Here is an 18,964-nt window from a genome sequence, read left to right as displayed (position 1 = left end):
AGCGTCACTTTGTGTGTGACGCCACTGAAATAAAGGAAAATTAATGCCTGTTATCACTCTCCCTGACGGTTCAAAACGTTCATTCGACAATGCAGTATCGGTAATGGATGTTGCCTTAGACATAGGACCTGGTCTTGCTAAAGCAACCATCGCGGGTCGTATCGACGGAAATCTTGTTGATGCTTGTGAATTAATTACCCAAGATGCTTCTTTACAACTTATCACTAATAAAGATAACGAAGCTCTTGAAATTATTCGTCATTCTTGTGCGCATTTACTAGGGCATGCTATTAAGCAGTTATATCCCAATGTTAAAATGGCGATTGGACCAACGATTGATAATGGCTTTTATTATGATATTGACCTTGAAGAGTCAATTACCGAAGACGATTTAGTCAAACTTGAAAAACGTATGACTGAACTAGCGCGCACTGGTTATGAAGTTGTTAAGAAAACAGGTTCATGGCAAGACGCTTACGATGCGTTTACCGAGCGTGGTGAAACCTACAAATTACAAATTCTTGATGAAAACATCGAGAAAACAGATACACCTGCTTTATATCATCACCAAGAATACATTGATATGTGTCGTGGTCCTCATGTACCTAGTATGCGTCATTGTCATCATTTTAAATTGATGAAAGTTGCTGGTGCTTATTGGCGTGGTAATTCTGACAACAAAATGTTGCAACGTATTTACGGCACAGCTTGGGCTGATAAAAAGCAACTTAAAGCGTATATCGTTCGTTTAGCAGAAGCTGAAAAACGCGATCACCGTAAAATTGGTAAAACACTAGATTTATTTCATTGGCAAGAAGAAGCACCAGGCATGGTGTTTTGGCATAACGATGGTTGGACAATTTACACTGAGTTAGAGAAATTTATTCGTGAAAAATTACATGAATATGATTATGACGAAGTTAAAGCTCCGATGATGATGGACAGAAGCCTTTGGGAAAAATCAGGTCACTGGGAGAAATATGCCGACGGTATGTTCACCACTGAGTCTGAAAAGCGTGAATACGCGATAAAACCAATGAACTGTCCAGGTCATGTACAGATATTCAACCAAGGTTTGAAATCGTACCGCGATTTACCTTTACGTATCGCTGAGTTTGGTTGTTGTCATCGTAATGAGCCATCAGGTTCATTACATGGCTTAATGCGCGTTCGTGGTTTTACTCAAGATGATGCTCATATTTTCTGTATGGAGTCACAAGTTCAAGCCGAAGTAAAAAAATGTATCGAGATGGTATACGATGTCTATGGTTCATTTGGTTTTGAAGATGTTGTTGTTAAATTATCAACGCGTCCTGAAAATCGCATTGGTAGTGATGAAATTTGGGACAAAGCTGAAGCGGGTCTTGCACAAGCATTAACCGACAGCGACATCAAATTTGAATATTTGCCAGGCGAAGGAGCATTTTATGGTCCTAAGATTGAATTTACCTTAATGGATTGTTTAGGTCGTGCTTGGCAATGTGGTACAGTGCAACTCGATTTTGCTTTACCAGAGCGTTTAGGCGCAACTTATGTTGGTGAAGACAACGAAAGATACATCCCAGTGATGATTCATCGTGCTATTTTAGGTTCACTTGAGCGTTTTATTGGAATTTTGATTGAAGAGTTTACCGGGAAGTTTCCGACCTGGTTATCTCCAATTCATGCAACTGTGATGAATATTACCGACAAACAGGGTCAATATTGTGAAAAAGTTGTTAAAAAACTAAAAGAAAGTGGATTTAGAGTAAAACTAGACTTGAGAAATGAGAAGATAGGCTTTAAAATCCGCGAGCACACTTTGAAGCGTGTTCCATATTTGTTAGTTGTTGGTGACAAAGAAATGGAAGCAGGCGAAATCGCTATTCGAACGCGAAGTGGTGAAGATTTAGGCAAAATGTCTGTTGATGACTTTATTTCTAAACTAAGTGAAGAAGTTAACTCTCGCAGTTAGCGTTTAAATTACTTATAATAACGTTTATAACATACATCAAAATATTTTATTAATCTGAGTAGTTGTTAAGTTAAAAATAACACCAGCTACTCGGAACAAAGTTCTTTGGAGGAACATGGCTATTAAAGGTGGACAACGAGGCGGGCAAAAAGAGCCAGCACATCGTTTAAATGAGTTAATTACAGGTATTGCTGATAATGAAGTTCGTTTGATTAGATTTGACGGAGAGCCTGGTGGCATCGTCACATTAGATGAAGCAATGGATCAAGCTGACGAAGCTGGTGTTGATCTTGTTGAAATAAGCCCTACGGCTAAACCTCCTGTACTCCGTGTTATGGATTACGGTAAGTTTATCTATGAAAAAGCTAAAGAACAAAAAGAACAACGCAAAAACCAGAAACAGATACAGGTTAAGGAAATTAAATTCCGTCCTGGAACAGATGAAGGCGACTATCAGGTAAAACTACGCAACCTGAAGCGCTTTTTAGAGGGTGGCGATAAAGTTAAAGTAACTTTACGTTTCCGTGGTCGTGAAATGGCTCACCAAGAACTCGGTTTACAACTACTAACTCGCGTTAAAAACGATTTAGAAGAGTTAACTGTACTTGAATTCTTCCCGCGTCGTGCGGAAGGAAGACAAATGGTGATGGTACTAGCACCTAAAAAATAATCAATAACCGGTATTTCAAGTAACTTAGTTTGATGCAAATTAAAATAAGTTCACCATTATTGATTTTAACGGGTAACTTTAGGCCTGAAAGTAAAAACTAACGTTTATTTTTTTTTATCCTTAAATAAACGCGTTAAGTTTTTCGCCTAAGTTGCTAAATTTCAATGGCAATGTTTATGTGTAATAGCACAAACATGAATGCGGAGTAATATTCATGCCTAAAATGAAAACTAACAAAGGTGCTGCGAAGCGCTTTAAAAAAACAGCCTCTGGCTACAAGTTCAAACAAGCTGGCCTTCGTCATATCTTGACTAAGCGTCGTACTAAAGTTAAACGTCATCTTCGTGCTAAGTGCATGATTTCGGCAGCTGACATTAAGTCAGTTAAAAAACTTTTACGTCACGGTTAATAGGAGAGATATAGAATGGCTAGAGTAAAACGTGGTGTACAAGCTCGTGCACGTCACAAGAAGGTTCTAAAGCAAGCTAAAGGTTATTACGGAGCACGTAGCCGTGTTTACCGTGTTGCTTATCAAGCAGTAACTAAAGCAGGTCAGTACGCTTACCGCGATCGTCGTCAACGTAAACGTCAATTCCGTCAGCTTTGGATCACTCGTATAAATGCAGCAGCTCGCATAAACGGTTTATCTTACAGTGTTTTCATTAATGGTCTTAAAAAGGCTGCTATTGAAATCGATCGTAAGATCCTAGCTGATATTGCAGTATACGACAAAGCAACATTCACATTCTTAGTTGAAAAAGCGAAAGCTGCTTTAGCTGCATAGAACTTGAAAAAGCTTTGAGATAAGGACGCCATTAGGCGTCCTTTTCTTTTTTTAATCATACTAACTTGTTCTTTAGCTCACTTTCTGCGTTTTAAAGTACTTACTAATAGTTATTAGCTCCGTTCTTTACTTTGGAAATTAAACTAAACACCTTGGTTATAATGTATTAAAATGTTTTTATTAATTATACCGAATACTATTTTATCTTTTGGGATAACGCGCAAAGATATTATTCGCTACAATTAATATTAACTTGATAATTAAGGTTTAAACCGATGAGTCTTGCAGATCAAATTTTAGCGGTAAATAATGATTTACCTATTCGTACCGATGCACCAGTTCACAGCGGTAAAGTGCGCAGTGTTTATTGGTTAACCGACGCGGATAGTAAGCGACTAATTCAAGAGAAAGGCTATGATGTTGCCGACGACACACCTTTAGCCATTATGGTTATTAGTGATCGTATTTCTGCTTTTGAATGTATTTGGCAAGGCGAAGGTGGTATGCAAGGTGTACCTGGAAAAGGTGCATCACTGAATGCTATATCAAATCATTGGTTTAAATTATTTAAAGATCAAGGTCTAGCCGATAGTCATATTCTTGATATTCCACATCCGTTTGTTTGGATCGTACAAAAAGCTAAACCTGTAATGATTGAAGCTATCTGTCGTCAGTATATTACTGGTTCTATGTGGCGTTCATACGTAAAAGGTGAACGTGAATTTTGTGGTATCGAATTAGCTGAAGGATTATTGAAAGATTCAAAGCTACCTGAACTTCTACAAACACCTTCAACAAAAGGTATTTTAGAAGGCATTCCGGGCGTTCCTGCTATTGATGATGTTAATATTACTCGCAAAAATATTGAAGATAATTTTGAAGCCTTTAATTTTAAGACGCCTGATGATATTACTTTATACGAAAAATTATTAACGGAAGGTTTTGACGTTATTTCTGATGCGTTGGCAAAGCTTGATCAAATCTTTGTAGATACTAAATTTGAATTTGGCTATGTAAAAGATAAAGCGGGCAACGACAAGTTAATTTATATGGACGAAGTGGGTACGCCTGATTCTTCACGTATTTGGGATGGCGAGCAATATCGTGCCGGTAAAGTGGTTGAAAACTCGAAAGAAGGTTTCCGCCAATTACTTTTAGCACATTTCCCTGATGATGATATTTTATTAAATAAAAATCGCATGGACGAGCGCTTAGCTTTAGCTCGTAACAATGAGTTACCAGCATCCGTGTTAATGGATGTATCACAAACATACACAGCGATCGCTGAGAAAATTACCGGTCAAAAAATTGTTTTGTCTGCTAACCCTAAAGCTGAAATTATTGATATTTTACGCGAGCAGTATCAGCTAATCGATTAAGTTGTTATTGTCTCTGCTTAAAAGCCCTACACCCGTAGGGTTTTTTTTTGTGCGCTATTTATCATCTCTAACCTTTGCTAATACTAACCCTTTAATTTTGCCCTTTACACCTTGTTTAAAATATAAAACCTGACTAATGGTCGTAATTTGCGCACCAATGTGGTTTTTGGGTCGTGCTTTTGTGCAATATCTTGGTGCATTTGAGCGGTGTGATATTCATTATTGTTTTTTAACTTCATGTTTTTTAATTGATTGTATCTTTGGGCACAAATGGTGCTTAAATAAATTTATATAAACAATCTTAAATAATATGCACTAAAGGTGAACAAATGAAGTTGATAACCGCAATAATCAAACCTTTTAAACTCGATGATGTTCGTGAAGCACTCAGCGAGATAGGCCTAAAAGGATTAACGTTAAGCGAAGTTAATGGTTTTGGGCGTCAAAAAGGTCATACTGAACTTTATCGTGGTGCTGAATATGTTGTCGATTTTTTACCAAAAATGAAACTTGAGCTCGCTGTTAAGGATGAAATGGTTGAGCGTGTTATCGACACTATTCTAGAAACAGCGCAAACAGGAAAAATAGGTGACGGTAAGATATTTGTCACTAACATCGAACGTATTGTTAGGATCAGAACAGGTGAAACAGATAATGAAGCTATTTAAACGGTTACACTCAAGCGTAACGATGAATAAAGTATTAACACTTTTTGTTTTACTTTTGTCCGTGGTCGCCTTGCCGAGTTTTGCCAGCAATGACGAATTGAACGGCGCGAATACGGCGTGGATCCTCACATCTACGGCTCTAGTCCTAATGATGACCTTACCCGGACTCGCTTTATTTTACGGTGGATTAGTTCGACGTAAAAATATTCTTTCTATTCTTATGCAGTGTTTTTCAATTGCTGCTCTTTCTTCGATACTTTGGTTTGTGGTCGGTTATAGCTTAGCCTTTGGTGAAGGTAATGCGTGGATAGGTGATTTTAGCAAAGTACTTATGATGGGAATAACCAAAGAAACCCTTGTTGGTGATATTCCAGAAAGCTTGTTTGCTTTATTTCAAATGACGTTTGCGGTTATTACTCCAGCGCTTATTATTGGCGCTTATGCAGAAAGAATGAAGTTTTCTGCAGTGTTAATCTTTAGTGGCTTATGGTTGCTAGCGGTTTATGCTCCGGTAACTCATTGGGTTTGGGGCGGCGGTTGGTTAGGCCAAATGGGCATTTATGATTTTGCCGGTGGTATTGTGGTGCATATTACCTGTGGTGTTGCCGCATTGGTTGCTGCTGTTGTTTTAGGTCCTCGATATGGTTTCCCTCGAACGCCTATGTTGCCACATAACTTAACCATGACTATTACGGGAGCAGGTTTGCTTTGGGTAGGTTGGTTTGGTTTCAATGGTGGCAGTGCCTTAGCCGCGAATGGTGACGCTGCAATGGCCATGTTAGTCACGCATTTATCCGCTTCAGCAGGTGCACTGACTTGGGCTGCTATTGAATGGAAAAAATTTGGTAAAGCGAGTGTCTTAGGCGCGGTAACGGGCATGGTTGCCGGTTTAGGGACAATAACACCTGCATCAGGTTTTGTTGGCCCAGGTGGCGCACTAGTGATAGGGATTTCTGCGGGTTTTATTTGTTTTTATTCAACGGTCTATATTAAACAAAAGTTAAAAATTGACGATTCTTTAGATGTTTTTCCCGTGCATGGTGTTGGGGGTATTTTAGGCACTTTATTAGCGGGTGTGTTTTCTTCTACAGAGCTAGGCGCTTTTAGTGGCTATGGTTATGCAGAGGGTATCACCACGATGTTAGGGCAGGTTAGTGTTCAATTAGTGGGAATTGGCGCTGTTATTGTCTATACCGCGGTTGTCTCTTACGTGTTATTTAAGCTTGTTTCCTTGATGACTAAAGGATTAAGGGTTGATAAAGAACAAGAAATAACAGGCCTTGATTTAATTGAACATGATGAATCAGGGTATAATTTGTAGTTAAATTTTATGATTTAGACGTCAAAAAACAGCAAGGCCTTTATTGAAATAGAGGCCTTTTTCTTATCTGAGCTGTTTTTTCAGTAAAAGCACTCTTTTCACTACATAATCAATTGATTTTTGTGTAAAATCATACACCATTTATATTAATACCATCAGTCTAGCCAAAACCTTCAAATTTACTGAACGGTTTTAGAGCCGTTTTAGAGGAACTCATGAATTTAGACGATATAATATTGCAGGCAGAACAAGCTATTTCTGCAGCAAAAGATCCAGTAGAGCTTGATCAAGTTCGCGTTAATTTTTTAGGTAAGAAAGGTTTGTTCACTGAGCAAATGAAGGGCTTAAGTAAATTACCTAAAGAAGAAAAACCTAAAGCAGGGCAAGTGATCAATATTGCTAAGCAGCAAGTACAAAAATTATTAACCGAACGTGGTGAGTTATTACGTGCAGAGGTTATTGCTAAACAGTTAGCTGCTGAGTCTATTGATGTAACATTGCCAGGGCGAAGTAATGACCTAGGTGGTTTACACCCAGTAACACGTACTATTGAGCGTATAGAAAGCTTTTTTGGTGATTTAGGTTTCTCTGTTAAAGAAGGTCCTGAAGTTGAAGACGATTTTCATAATTTTGATGCACTGAATATTCCAGAGCACCATCCTGCACGTCAAGACCATGACACTTTTTACTTCAATCCTAAGTTAGTTTTACGTACACAGACTTCAGGTGTACAAATTCGAACTATGGAAAAAGAGCAACCGCCTTTACGTATTATATCTCCGGGCAAGGTTTATCGGAATGATTACGATCAAACGCACACGCCAATGTTCCACCAAGTTGAAGGCTTAATGGTTGATAAAGATGTTAGCTTTACGCATCTTAAAGGTATTTTACACGACTTCCTACATCACTTTTTTGAAGAAGAAGTTGAAATTCGTTTCCGTCCTTCTTATTTCCCTTTTACTGAACCTTCAGCAGAAGTCGATATTATGGGCAAAAATGGTAAATGGTTAGAAGTTTTAGGTTGCGGTATGGTTCATCCTAACGTTTTAAAATCAGTAGGTATTGACCCTGAAGTATACACAGGTTTTGCTTTTGGTATGGGCGTTGAACGCTTAACCATGTTGCGCTACGGTGTAAACGATTTACGTTCATTCTTCGAAAATGATCTTCGCTTCTTAAAACAGTTCAAGTAGGAAAGCCAACAATGAAATTTAGTGAATCTTGGTTACGTGAGTGGGTTAATCCTGCTATTTCATCGAGTGAGTTAGCTCACCAAATAACTATGGCCGGCTTAGAAGTTGACGCTGTAGAACCTGTTGCGGGTGAATTTACTGGTGTATTAATTGGTGAAGTTGTTGAATGTGGGCCTCACCCTGACGCAGACAAATTACAAGTAACAAAAATAAACCTAGGTAGCGAGTTTAATGATGGCGAGTTAGTTGACATCGTTTGTGGCGCTAAAAACTGTCGTTTAGGCCTCAAAGTTGCTGTTGCAACGGTTGGCGCAGTTTTACCGGGTGACTTTAAAATTAAAAAAGCTAAATTGCGTGGCGTGCCTTCTCATGGCATGTTGTGTAGCGAGTCAGAAATTGGCTTGTCTGAAAGTGCTGACGGTATTATGGAACTTGCCTCCGATGCTCCAATCGGTATGTGTGTTCGTGAATACTTAGACTTAAATGACGTTACCATCGATGTTGATTTAACGGCTAACCGTGGTGATTGTCTAGGTCTTAAAGGTTTAGCACGCGAAGTTGGGGTGTTAAATAGTGTTAACATTACTGAACCTGAAATTGTTGCTGTTGTTGCAACAATTGATGATGTGCGTGACATCACTTTATCTGCACCACAAGCTTGTCCACGTTATTTAGGACGAGTGATTAAAAATATAGATGTAACCGCTAAAACACCGTTATGGATGGTAGAAAAATTACGCCGTTGTGGAACACGCTCAATTGACCCTGTTGTCGATGTAACTAATTACGTGTTGCTTGAGCAAGGGCACCCGATGCACGCTTTTGATTTATCAAAAATAGATGGTGGTATTAATGTTCGTTTTGCTACGTCAGGTGAAAAACTTGTTTTACTTGACGGTAATGAAGTAACGCTTTCGAGCGAAACCTTAGTGATTGCTGATGAAAGTAAAGCCTTAGCGATGGCTGGCATTTTTGGCGGAAAAGAATCGGGTGTTAAATCTGATGAAGAAGAAAAATCAACTGATATTTTCTTAGAAAGTGCTTTCTTTGCTCCTTTGGCTATTTTAGGTAAAGCCCGCCAATATGGTTTACATACTGATTCATCACATCGTTACGAACGTGGTATTGATCCTGAATTGCAGCGTAATGCTATGGAACGTGCAACGACCTTATTATTAGCTATTGTCGGTGGCCAAGCAGGACCTATCGTTGAAGCATTAAGTGATGAAAATCTACCAAAAGAAAAAACAGTAACCTTACGCCGCGAAAAGCTTGATGGACGCATTGGTCATCATATTGAAGATGCTAAAGTGACTGGAATTTTAACGCGTTTAGGTTTCAACATTGCCTTTGTAAATGATATTTGGACCGTAGTGGTACCAGCATATCGTTTTGATATTAAAGTTGAAGTCGACTTAATTGAAGAAGTTGCGCGTATTTTTGGTTACAACAATATTCCGAATGTGTCGCCTAAAGCAACGTTGGCGATGCGCGAACAAAAAGAAAAGTTCATTCCGTTGAAACGTTTACGCAACGTTATGGTTAATCGTGGATATCAAGAAGCAATAACTTATAGTTTTGTTGACCCAAAAGTACAAGCGCTTATTCACCCAGAACAAGCAGTGATGACTTTACCGCATCCTATTTCCAGTGAGATGTCGGTGATGCGTTTAAGTATGTGGACAGGCTTATTGCAATCGGTTATTTACAACCAGAACCGCCAGCAATCTCGCATCCGTTTATTTGAAACAGGTTTACGTTTTGTTCCAGATGAAGCCGCAGAAAACGGTGTTCGACAAGAACAAATGTTTGCAGGTGTTGTGACTGGCCAGCGTAATGAAGAACATTGGGATATGGAAAAGTCTGCAAGTGATTTTTTTGATATTAAATCAGACGTAGAAGCCTTACTGGCTCTTACTGGCGATGCTTCGTTATATCAGTTTTCAAAAGATGAAATAGTCGCACTTCATCCTGGCCAAACCGCCGCAATCCATAAGAATGGTGTGCTAGTGGGGCATGTTGGTACCTTACATCCTGAATTAGAAAGAAAATTAGGACTAAACGGTCGTACATTTATTTTTGAGCTATTATTGTCTGAAATTTCAACACAACAAATCCCTGAAGCTGGTGATATATCTCGCTTTCCTGCCAATAGACGTGACATAGCAGTGATCGTTGAAGAGCAAATTAATGCAAATAATGTCTTACAACTTATTGAAAAGGTTGGCGGAAATTATTTAGTTGATCTAAACTTGTTTGATGTATACCGAGGAAATGGTATTGAAGAAGGGTTTAAGAGCTTAGCGATAGCGATGACTTTACAGGATTGTGATAAAACCCTCGAAGAAAAAGACATTAATGAAGTCGTTGAACGTGTCGTAGACACATTAGAAACTGAGCTAAATGCATCACTGAGGAATTAGGTAATGGCGCTTACTAAAGCAGAAGTAGCAGAACATTTATTCGAGAAAGTTGGGCTGAGCAAACGCGACGCAAAAGATATGGTTGAGGTGTTTTTTGAAGAGATACGCGAAACGTTGGAGAGTGGCGAACAAGTTAAGCTTTCTGGTTTTGGTAACTTCGATCTTCGTGTAAAAAGCGAACGCCCAGGTCGTAACCCTAAAACGGGTGAAGATATTCCAATTTCTGCACGTAAAGTTGTTACTTTCCGTCCTGGACAAAAATTAAAGAGTCGCGTTGAAAACGGTAACGGCTAATTAATTAACGTATAACGTTAGAGCATGCTTTTCTATGTATTCAATAATAGACAAGATGATTTTTATAGAAGGTTGCTACGGCAACCTTTTTTTATGCTCGCGAGATACCAAGGATAGATAAGATAGAGCCAAGTAAGGAAGGCAAGGGTAGTCTTTATTGATATCGTTTAGTTACGGTATCAATGTGTCTCTATGCGTGATGCCAGAGTAGCGCTTAACTATCTTACTTTAGTGTGAACTTTTTTGATGACTTGGAGACATCTTTTTACCTAGTAACTTAAGCAAAGAAACAATTATTTCCTTCGCTATTAAACCAACAATAGCGATGACCGCTCCAGTACTGAGTGCATTTATTTCAAGTGGGATAGTCAGTGAAAAATCAGTTAAGGTATCTTTAATAATGACTTTATCGGCATAAACAATAAAGTTATAAATCCGTTCAATATAAACGTCGTTAGTTATAACGCTAAGTTGTGACTGCAAATACTCAACCCGTATGACTAATTGGTCAATAATTTCGGCAGTATTGACTATTGACGGTTCAGAATTAGCTTGATACTTCGTTATCATCGCTGATAAATTACCTTGATAGTGCAGATCTGCAATGTTTTGAAATTCTACTAGGTGCAGTTTTGCTTCAGATAAGTGTCCGGACAGGCGATGTTTATATTGAATGATAAATGCCGGTAATTGCACACCTACTATAAATGTTACAGTGAAGAAACAGCGGTCAATAATATTATTAATCACTCTAAACATAGCTAATTTATCGCTTAAATATATATTCACAAAAAATAACATTAGCATATATTTTAAAATTTTTATGGTTTAAAAATTGCATATTTATAAAATAGATTATGCATTTGATATGAATGCAATAAAGAGTCAAATTTTTGATGGTGGTATCAATAGTGAAAATTAGTATAGATAACAACGATCAAGAAAATTTAATATTGCAACACTCTCATTTAGGAAGAAATATAATGGTTAAAAATTTAAGTAAGCTGCGGAAAACTTTTGCCGTTGGCGGTATTTTTATTGCTTCAAGTCTTTTTTCATACAATGTTAATGCTTTAGAAGTAGCAGGTAACATTCACAAAGGGCAAGACGCTAACAGCCAAGGTTATAGTTTTTCTTTAGCAGACAGCTTTACTAAAGGTGGAAATTTCTATTGGACTGCTTCTTATAATAACTTAGAAAAAGTAAAATATGATTTACCTTTCACCATCACAGACGAACGTTTTTTTAAAATTAATACCATTGATGGGCTTGTTAGTTATCGTCATAAGATACAAAGTTATAATGCTTTTTTTAAAAAACTAACGATTGAATATCAACTGGGCGCTTCACTAGCGCTCACTGAGAATAAACTTACCTATACCGACCCAAACAGTTCAGATACAGTCGAAATATACCCTTCGCAAGAAAATGATATAAACATGGTATTAGGCGTTGTTGCTCATTATAAGTTAAATAAAAATACTGCGTTAAACCTCGGTGTTAAACACCAACCTAATTTTTCTGAATTTGGTGCTATAACATCTGTTTATGTTGGTTTAAGTTATCGTTTTGGACGAGGCTTAGATTATTAAGTTTGATCAATAAATTATTTTTAACCAAAGGCCAACCGTTTTTTTGGTAAAGTTTACAATGTGAAGTACGAGGTTAATAATATTCGCTGCTACATTGGCACTTTTTTAATTTCAAGACGTAATAACTTGCTGTGACAAGTTATAAATATCAGTTATTGGTGGGAATATTTATGCCATTAAAAATTCGTTTAAAAGCTGTTTTACTTATATCAGCGATTATGATCAACTTCTCTGCTCATGCAGCTGTGACACAATGTAGTATTCCAACACCACCTATGGGTGCCGATGCCGATGGTGATGGTTATGACGATACGGTTATTATTGGCGGTGCTTATGACTTATTTCCAAGCGATGCTACAGAATGGTATGACACTGATTTAAATGGTGTCGGCAATAACGCTGACCCTGATGATGACGGTGATGGGGTTCCTGATGTTTCTGATAACAACCGTGATGGCGATGCCGTTATTGATATCTATGATCCTGCTATCGAAAACGCTTTCGAATGGTTAAATACCGATGGAGATACACTTTGTAATACGGTTGATCTTGATGATGATGGTGATGGGGTTGTTGATGTGGTCGATGTATACCCACTTAACCCTGCAGAGTGGGATGATACCGACAGTGATACCATAGGTAATAACGCTGATACCGATGATGATGGTGACGGTATTATTGACTTATATGATGCATTTCCTCTCAATAATTCAGAACAACTTGATACTGATTTTGATGGCATAGGTAATAATACCGATACCGATGATGACGGCGATGGAATTTTAGATGTCAACGATGCGTTTCCCCTCGATGATTCTGAAGCACTTGATACCGATAGCGACGGTATTGGTGATAATGCTGATAACGATAGTGATGGTGACAGTTACGCAAATGCTATTGATGTCTGGCCCAATGACGCGTCAAGATGGTTTGATACCGATGGCGATGGCATCGATAATAATATTGATACCGATGATGACACTCACGATGGTACGGGTGTTGGTGATGGTTTCCTTGATATAAACGATGATTTTCCGCTAAATGCGAGTGAATGGTTAGATACCGACAGTGACGGTGTTGGCGATAATAGTGATACAGATATTGATGGCGATGGCCATTTAAATGTAAACGATGCTTTTCCGCTTGATAGCACTGAATTTATTGATACTGATGGTGACGGTACAGGCAATAATACCGATACAGACGACGATGGTGATGGTGTTTTAGACAGCAGTGACCCTTTTCCGCTTAATGTTAATGAGTCAGTAGATACCGATTTTGATGGTATAGGTAATAACTCTGATGCAGACGATGATAATGATGGCGTTTTAGATGACATTAACGGCAATGGTATTATCGATGGTTTAGATGATGTCTTTCCATTAGACCCTAGCGAATATATTGATACTGACGGTGATGGAATAGGTAATGTTGCTGATACCGATGATGACGGCGACAATGTAGCTGATGGTGTCGATAGATTTCCATTAGATGCAAGTGAGTGGCTTGATACTGATGGTGATGGCGTAGGAAATAATACTGATACAGATGATGATAACGATGGAATATTAGATGTAAATGAAACACTGGCAAACTCACTTTTACCCTTAGCAACCACAGATACCGATGGTGATGGTGTTGCTGATAATACCGATCTTGATGATGACACGCACGATTTTACCGGTGTCGGTGATGGTATTCCTGATGCGATAGATCTTTTTCCTTTTGATGCAACTGAATGGAATGATTTAGATGGCGATTTTATTGGCGATAATAGCGATCCAGATATTGATGGCGATGGTATTGCCAATGCGGTTGATCCCGGACCAACCGATCCGTTAGCAAGAACAGATACGGATGGTGACGGTTTAGCCAATGAAACTAACGATGACGATGACGACAATGATGGTGTTGTAGATAACATCGATTTATTTCCGTTAAATGCGGCTGAAAGCATAGATACTGACGGTGATGGTATCGGTAACAACGCTGATCCAGATGATGATGGTGACGGTTTTGCTGATAATGCTGATGCCTTTCCATTAGATGTGAGCGAATATTTAGATACCGACGGTGATGGCACAGGTAATAATGTTGATATCAATGATGATGGTGATAGTGAACCCGATGCTAACGACCCTTTTCCTTTAGATCCGAACGAGTGGCAAGATACCGATGGAGATCTTGTTGGTAACAATAGTGACAGTGACGATGACAACGATGGTTTAGTTGATAGCCTAGATGCTTTTCCATTAGATGTTAATGAAAGGCTTGATACCGATAATGACGGCACAGGTAATAATGCAGATACCGATGACGATAATGACAGTTATCTTGATAGTAATGATTTATATCCATTAGATGCAAGTGAATGGCAAGACTCAGATGGTGATGGCCTAGGCGATAATGCTGATGCCGATGATGACAACGATAGTATCCTTGATACTGATGATGCTTTTCCGTTTGATCCAGGAGAAATATTTGACACTGATGGCGATGGTATTGGTGATGTACTTGATACTGACGACGATAATGATGGTGTCCTAGATAACGTTGATTTATTTCCCTTTGACCCGAATGAATCACGTGACAGTGATAATGACGGGATTGGAAATAATAGCGATAGTGACGATGATAATGACGGTGTGCTTGATATCGACGATGCTTTCCCACTCGATCCGATAGAAAGTGTGGATACCGATGGTGATGGTATTGGTAACGTAAACGATATAGATGATGATGGTGATGGCGTACTTGATTATATCGATGCACTTCCTTTAAACCCGACAGAATCACTAGATTTTGATGTTGATGGTTTAGGTAATAATGCCGATCCTGATGACGATAATGACGGCATGAGTGATGTCTTTGAGCTTCAATATGGTTTTAACCCATTTAACGATGCTGATGCACTAATTGATACAGATTCAGACGGCACGGTAAATGTTGAGGAAGAGCGTAACAACACCAATCCATTAATTGACGATTATGCGCCAGTGATAACCGTCCCACAAGCAGTTCACCTTGATGCTGATCATACCTTTACTGCGCTAACACAAACACAATTGGTGCAGTTAACCGACGTTTATGTTGAAGATGGTCGTGATGGCGCTAACTGTTGTGCATTAACACCGGTGGGTTTTGAGCGCGGACAAAAATATATTACCTCAGGCTTGTACAATATTATATGGCGAGCGGTTGACGAGGCTGGTAATGTTTCAACTACCCCACAAGTGCTTAATGTTTATCCGTTAGTGAACTTTAGTGCGACGCAAACAATAGGTGAGGGTGCTACGGCTCGGGTTGAAGTTGTCTTATCAGGCAAAGCGCCTGCTTATCCCATTGAATTACCTTTTGCTATTTCTGGTAATGTAGATGCCCTTGATTATAAGATAACAGACAATAAAATTGTTATTACCGAGGGCACGTCAGGCTTTATTGATATCTTGATTAATAAAGACTTTCAAGCAGAAAGTGATGAACAGCTTGTGCTCAGTTTTGGTAATGAAATCAATGCCGGTGTCAATAATAGCCACACCATAGTTATTACTGAAAATAATATAGTACCGACAACACAATTGCGTATGACTCAGCAAAATATAGCGGTTTCTAGTATCAGTAAAGACCAAGGTGAAGTGACCATAGAGCTACAGATAAATGATGATAATCCAAATGATTCACACATTATTAATTGGTTACTGCCTGAGTATATCAATGCCGAAATAAGTGCCAGTCAATTAAAGGTCTATTTGCAACCTGACAACTTTGTTTTACCTGAAGAAATAAGAGGATTAATTACGGTAGAAGTCAGTGTTACTGATAATGGCAGTGGCGAATTGTCACAAACTCATCGCCTTAGTATTCCGGTTAATAGCATTTTAGCTCGACTCGACGGTAGTGATACGGACAGTGATGGTATCGCAGATAATATTGAAGGTTATGCTGATGACGATAACGATGGTGTTCCGGCATTCTTAGATAATAACGATATTGCTTATTTACAGCCATTACATGTTAATGCCGGTCAAACTAAGTTAATGGAAACTGAGCCGGGCTTAAAATTACGCTTGGGTAAATATGCGTTACAGCAGTTTTCAGATGGTGTGCAAATGACACAACAAGAGATGGATGCAACCGGTTTAGTAGCAACGGATACCTATGATCATCGTAGTGATTACTTTGATTTTGAAATTCATCAGGTGACTCCGTTTGGTGCCTCTGCAGCTGTGGTTATTCCGTTAAATGATGGTATTCCACAAAATGCGCTTTACCGGAAATTTAATCCTGACAATGGTTGGCAAAACTTTGTTGAAAACAGTAAAAATACCTTAGCGTCTAGTCCAGCAGATAACGATGTTTGTCCACCACCACAGAGTGCTTTATATCAGACAGGTTTAACTGAGGGGCATCAATGTGTACGTTTACTGATCGAAGATGGCGGTGCAAACGATGCGGATGGTTTGGTTAACGGTATTATCGACGACCCAGGTGGTGTTGCCGTTGTGCCTAATGCTGAAGTTGCCAAGAAAACCGATCCTGAGCAATCAAGTAGTGGCAGTATTTACTGGTTATTATTACTGGTATTAGTGAGCTTACGATTGAAAAAGTTAAGTAAGTAAGTCATAAAGCGACTTTGACAAACAAGTGAACATTTATGTTTGTTCGCCCGCTATTTTCCTATAAAATAGTGGGCAAATTTCCTCTTTCAATAATAAGTAGTTTTATGTTTGAACTTAAATACCATACACCAAAAGAATGGGCGCAAGTTGCTCTTGCTGATTTCAATGCTTTTTTACTTGATCATGCAACCGCAGAAAAAAAAGCGTCAGGTATGGCGATGTCAATGATCTCTCATTATCCCGATAGAAAAAATATGGTTAAAGCTATGGCTGACTTAGCGATAGAAGAGCTCATTCATTTTAAACAAGTGTTAAAATTAATCAATGCGCGTGGCATTCAGCTCGGCGCTGACACCAAAGACCCTTATATTACCCAAATTCGTAAAGCCTTTCGTAATGGTGCAGAAGTATTTTTTATGGACAGATTAATCGTTGCTGGTGTGATTGAGGCACGAGGTTATGAACGTTTTTCGCTTATTGCCCAAGCATTGCCCGAAGGCAAAGACAAAGTCTTATATGACGCGATTGCAAAGTCTGAAGAAAAGCATAAAAATTTGTTTATCGAACTCGCTTATGAATATTTTGATAAAGACGAAGTTAATATACGTTTAGAAGAAGTACTGACATTAGAAGCTGAAATTTGTGCAAAACTTCCCTTTAGAGCGGCTCTGCATTAATTATTTAACGATAAATGGTTAACGGGTAAGCTGATGTCAAAAGTGTTTAACCAATATTTTAGTCGCTATGCTGAAAGTGAAGTTGCGGTACTAGCTCAATATGAATCAGGATTACCTAATGAGTTTACTGTTGACCATGTTGTGGTTATTCCTGCTTATCAAGAAACAAACGCTTTTATTGAGCGTTTTTTAGCTTCACCACTTTCAAAATCTCCAGTACTTATGGTGCTGGTCATTAACGAACCTATTACCGAACTTATCGCCGAGTCTGTTACTATATCGTTACGCGAAGATAATTCAGTGGCTAATTATAACGAGATAAATCAACAAAAAGCACTTTATCAATATGCACTTTCTTGTGGTGATAACTGCTGGAAAAACAATAACCTGACCTTGATTAAGGTAACGCAAAGTCAAACATGGCTGTTAGTGGTTGACCGTTTTACTCATGCTATTGATAAAGATCAAGGCGTAGGGCTGGCACGTAAAATAGGTACTGATCTCAGCGCTTATTTAATTTCAGTAAACCGCATCAGACAAACTTGGATCTGTTCTAGTGATGCAGATGCTTACTTACCCGATGATTATTTTAACGCTTTACATACACGTGATAAAAATACCGTAGTTTGCTGTTTTAACTTTAAGCATAGCAGTGAAGATAAAAGTATTCATCAGGCTAATTTTCTTTATGAAAGCGCTTTACGCTATTATGTTGCGGGCTTACATTATGCCGATTCACCCTATGCCTTTTTTACTATTGGGAGTACTTTAGCGTTTAAAGCGGAAGTCTATGTTCAGGCTCGTGGTTTCCCAAAGCGGAGTGCTGGGGAAGATTTTTATTTAATAAATAAATTGGCTAAGTTAGGCGATGTTGAATTTATTGAAGAGGTAACAGTCACGCTTGAAGCCAGAACGTCTCAACGGGTGCCTTTTGGGACTGGACCTGCTGTGCAAAAAATTCTTGATTTACAAGCAAGTCACCTAGATTATTGTTATTACCATCCTCAAGTATTTACATTGCTCAAAGCTGTATTGTCTGCTTTTGCAAATTTATGGCACCATCGCGGCGATTTAATCGCATGGTTAGAACCGTTATCAGAGCCAATAATAACGGCACTAAATCACATAGGTTTTGCAGCTTTTGTTGAAAAACAAATAAATAATAGTGAAAAGCAGTTTAATAAACAGCTAGTTGTTTGGTTTGATGCATTTAAAACATTGAAATTTATTCATAATATTCGTGAAAATCATTATCAAGATATCCCTTTAGCGCAGGCGTTATTAACCGCGCCATTTAGGATTAAATGAAATAAAGAGCTGAAATTAATCAACTGTATATAGGTTACCGATTTCATTCGCTTATTTGCGTAGCGTATAAATGCTTATA

General features: G+C 38.5%; 15 protein-coding genes. 14 read left to right on the top strand and 1 reads right to left on the bottom strand.

Features of this window, described 5'->3' with window-relative positions; genetic code table 11:
- Window positions 1–43 precede the first annotated feature (43 nt).
- From thrS to H4J66_RS06320, 10 genes are all read left to right on the top strand, one after another.
- Window positions 44–1,954 (top strand): threonine--tRNA ligase, encoded by a 1,911-nt coding sequence (gene thrS, locus H4J66_RS06365; protein WP_070373747.1) that lies wholly within the window; start codon window positions 44–46, stop codon window positions 1,952–1,954.
- A gap of 115 nt (window positions 1,955–2,069) precedes the next feature.
- A complete protein-coding gene (gene infC, locus H4J66_RS06360; protein ID WP_070373746.1) occupies window positions 2,070–2,624 on the top strand; it encodes a translation initiation factor IF-3 in 555 nt (184 codons plus the stop codon).
- 214 nt (window positions 2,625–2,838) lie between these two features.
- Window positions 2,839–3,033 (top strand): 50S ribosomal protein L35, encoded by a 195-nt coding sequence (gene rpmI / locus H4J66_RS06355; RefSeq protein ID WP_070373745.1) that lies wholly within the window; start codon window positions 2,839–2,841, stop codon window positions 3,031–3,033.
- Window positions 3,034–3,048: 15 nt separating this feature from the next.
- Window positions 3,049–3,408 (top strand): 50S ribosomal protein L20, encoded by a 360-nt coding sequence (gene rplT, locus H4J66_RS06350; RefSeq protein ID WP_070373744.1) that lies wholly within the window; start codon window positions 3,049–3,051, stop codon window positions 3,406–3,408.
- 275 nt (window positions 3,409–3,683) lie between these two features.
- Window positions 3,684–4,787 carry a phosphoribosylaminoimidazolesuccinocarboxamide synthase gene (locus H4J66_RS06345; protein WP_182172002.1) on the top strand — a complete coding sequence of 368 codons (1,104 nt, stop codon included), beginning with the start codon at window positions 3,684–3,686 and terminating at the stop codon, window positions 4,785–4,787.
- 329 nt (window positions 4,788–5,116) lie between these two features.
- Window positions 5,117–5,455, top strand: a complete 339-nt coding sequence (locus H4J66_RS06340) for a P-II family nitrogen regulator (RefSeq protein WP_182171999.1) — start codon at window positions 5,117–5,119, stop codon at window positions 5,453–5,455.
- A 22-nt stretch (window positions 5,456–5,477) separates the two neighbouring features.
- Window positions 5,478–6,776 (top strand): ammonium transporter, encoded by a 1,299-nt coding sequence (locus H4J66_RS06335; protein WP_182171996.1) that lies wholly within the window; start codon window positions 5,478–5,480, stop codon window positions 6,774–6,776.
- A 215-nt stretch (window positions 6,777–6,991) separates the two neighbouring features.
- The gene (gene pheS / locus H4J66_RS06330) at window positions 6,992–7,972 is read left to right on the top strand and encodes a phenylalanine--tRNA ligase subunit alpha (RefSeq protein ID WP_070373741.1); all 981 of its coding nucleotides are present in this window, start codon (window positions 6,992–6,994) and stop codon (window positions 7,970–7,972) included.
- A gap of 11 nt (window positions 7,973–7,983) precedes the next feature.
- A complete protein-coding gene (pheT, locus tag H4J66_RS06325) occupies window positions 7,984–10,395 on the top strand; it encodes a phenylalanine--tRNA ligase subunit beta (protein ID WP_182171993.1) in 2,412 nt (803 codons plus the stop codon).
- A gap of 3 nt (window positions 10,396–10,398) precedes the next feature.
- Entirely contained in the window at window positions 10,399–10,689 is a 291-nt protein-coding gene (locus H4J66_RS06320; RefSeq protein ID WP_070373739.1) for an integration host factor subunit alpha, read from the top strand.
- A 228-nt stretch (window positions 10,690–10,917) separates the two neighbouring features.
- Here the strand turns inward: H4J66_RS06320 and H4J66_RS06315 are convergent, their stop codons facing one another.
- Window positions 10,918–11,478 (bottom strand): DUF2937 family protein, encoded by a 561-nt coding sequence (locus tag H4J66_RS06315; RefSeq protein ID WP_182171990.1) that lies wholly within the window; start codon window positions 11,476–11,478, stop codon window positions 10,918–10,920.
- Between the two features lie 194 nt (window positions 11,479–11,672).
- Between H4J66_RS06315 and H4J66_RS06310 the strand changes: the two genes are divergently transcribed.
- The 4 genes from H4J66_RS06310 to H4J66_RS06295 all read left to right on the top strand — a co-directional run bounded on the left by H4J66_RS06310 (window position 11,673) and on the right by H4J66_RS06295 (window position 18,885).
- Window positions 11,673–12,281 carry a hypothetical protein gene (locus tag H4J66_RS06310; protein WP_182171987.1) on the top strand — a complete coding sequence of 203 codons (609 nt, stop codon included), beginning with the start codon at window positions 11,673–11,675 and terminating at the stop codon, window positions 12,279–12,281.
- Window positions 12,282–12,451: 170 nt separating this feature from the next.
- The gene (locus H4J66_RS06305; RefSeq protein ID WP_182171984.1) at window positions 12,452–16,900 is read left to right on the top strand and encodes a thrombospondin type 3 repeat-containing protein; all 4,449 of its coding nucleotides are present in this window, start codon (window positions 12,452–12,454) and stop codon (window positions 16,898–16,900) included.
- Between the two features lie 104 nt (window positions 16,901–17,004).
- Entirely contained in the window at window positions 17,005–17,577 is a 573-nt protein-coding gene (locus tag H4J66_RS06300) for a tRNA-(ms[2]io[6]A)-hydroxylase (RefSeq protein WP_070376952.1), read from the top strand.
- Window positions 17,578–17,610: 33 nt separating this feature from the next.
- On the top strand, window positions 17,611–18,885 hold the full coding sequence (locus H4J66_RS06295; RefSeq protein WP_182171982.1) for a hypothetical protein: 1,275 nt from the start codon (window positions 17,611–17,613) through the stop codon (window positions 18,883–18,885).
- Window positions 18,886–18,964 lie beyond the last annotated feature (79 nt).

Origin of the sequence: Colwellia sp. MB3u-55 (assembly GCF_014076785.1) — a bacterium.
Lineage (GTDB): Bacteria > Pseudomonadota > Gammaproteobacteria > Enterobacterales > Alteromonadaceae > Colwellia_A.
The sequence above is the reverse complement of the archived record's forward strand: the minus strand, read 5'-3'. Positions and strand labels throughout refer to the sequence as shown.